This window comes from Lishizhenia sp., assembly GCF_033720595.1.
Taxonomy (GTDB): Bacteria; Bacteroidota; Bacteroidia; order Flavobacteriales_D; family Crocinitomicaceae; genus Lishizhenia.
Window position 1 is genome coordinate 1 of the sequence record NZ_JAWWCF010000327.1, and the last position, 1549, is coordinate 1549.

Sequence of the window (1549 nt, forward strand, 5' to 3'; positions counted from 1 at the left end):
CAGCTGAGCTACGGAATCGTTTGCGTTTGCGGGTGCAAAACTACAACATTAATTCTTATTTGCAACCCTTTTTTAAGAAAAAATTAAAAAAAGTTACTTTTTTATTTCAGTGCCCAGAACTGGATTCGAACCAGCACGCACGTAGTGCACAACCCCCTCAAGATTGCGTGTCTACCAATTTCACCACCTGGGCATTATTTCAAAAGAACAGGCTGCAAATATAAACTCGAATGCCATTTATAAAAAGAATTTCTCAATAGATTTTCAAGTAAAATTTTATTGTTATTTTTAACGTTTGATTTACAATTAGTTACATTATTAATTATTTCGTTGAAATCCATTTTGAAAACTTATACGTAATTACCTAAAACCCTAAGTCGTGTTTGATATGATTGAAATCCTACATCCTAATCCTGTACCGGAGAAAATAATAGGTACTATTGACTATTACCGTTGGCGGCATGTTGATTTTATTACCCGTTTTGATGGTGATCCCAGTAGAGTTCCGAATTATTATCTAGATCTAGGGGAACATTATCTCTTTCTTTTTAAACAGAAAATAGCTTTAAAATTAAGTGCCAATGGAAGAGATTGGGTAAATCGTACAGCCTTGGCGCTACAAGAAGAATTAGAGACACTATTGAAAGTTGACCCTGAGATTGAACTCAAACCTCGAGAATTTAATAAAAGACTTTATATCACACATTTTAAAGTCTATTTTAAAACAGGTTTTCATAAGCTACCAGCGGAGGATAGAAAAATAATTTTTAAAAACATTCAATACTCAGATATTAAGAAGCTCTTGAATACAAAAGTTTAGACATAAAAAAGGGAAGACCACAATGATCTTCCCTTTTGTATTATAATGGTTTTCTTATTGAATTACCAAACGTTCAACAGCAGTTCCATTTGTACCTGTAACGGTAACAAAGTAAACTCCTTTTGGTGCATTGGTTAAATCTAATGCAACTTCATTTGTAGTATCGAAAGAAGTAGTAGCCATTACTTTCCCCTGAAGGTCTGTAATTACAATTGCCCCTGTATTAACCTCTGTAAATGATACCTTAAAGGCTCCTACAGTTGGGTTAGGGTATACATTGAATGTAGCTTCGTTCTCCGTTGCGATTCCAACGTTGTTAATAGAGAAACAGTCTGATGTATCTACACATGATCCATTTGTTACCTGAAGGGCGTAATCACCGTTTCCTTGTGGAGTAAATGTACTTCCTGTTTGGTTTGTTACAAACGACATGTTGATACAGTATAACCACTGGAATGTAGCGTTAGGATCTGTTTCATCTGCAATGTAAGTTCCATTCGGGTAATCAAAAGTTACTCCGTTGTCTACGTTATCAATTGTTAAGTCTAATGTCACAACAGAATCACACCCTGCAACAGTTTGTAAGGTAGCTGTGTATTGACCTGATGTAGTATAGGTCATACCATCCGCTGGCCAAGTGTAAGAAGCACAAGCAACTTCCGTTTGAGTAGAAGCAGTTGATGCATTCATAGTTAAATTCAATACTCTAATTGAGTCACATCCACCTGC

At 35.6% G+C, this 1549-nt stretch carries 2 protein-coding genes and 1 tRNA gene; 1 reads left to right on the plus strand and 2 read right to left on the minus strand.

Features of this window, described 5'->3' with window-relative positions:
- Nucleotides 1–110: 110 nt before the first annotated feature.
- A tRNA-Leu gene (locus R3333_RS14580) sits at nucleotides 111–193 on the minus strand.
- 186 nt (nucleotides 194–379) lie between these two features.
- Between R3333_RS14580 and R3333_RS14585 the strand changes: the two genes are divergently transcribed.
- Complete coding sequence (locus R3333_RS14585; protein ID WP_318959489.1) at nucleotides 380–820, plus strand: hypothetical protein; 441 nt, start codon at nucleotides 380–382, stop codon at nucleotides 818–820.
- A 54-nt stretch (nucleotides 821–874) separates the two neighbouring features.
- Here R3333_RS14585 and R3333_RS14590 read toward each other — a convergent pair.
- The coding region (locus R3333_RS14590; RefSeq protein WP_318959490.1) for a T9SS type A sorting domain-containing protein at nucleotides 875–1549 on the minus strand (675 nt) is incomplete at its 5' end.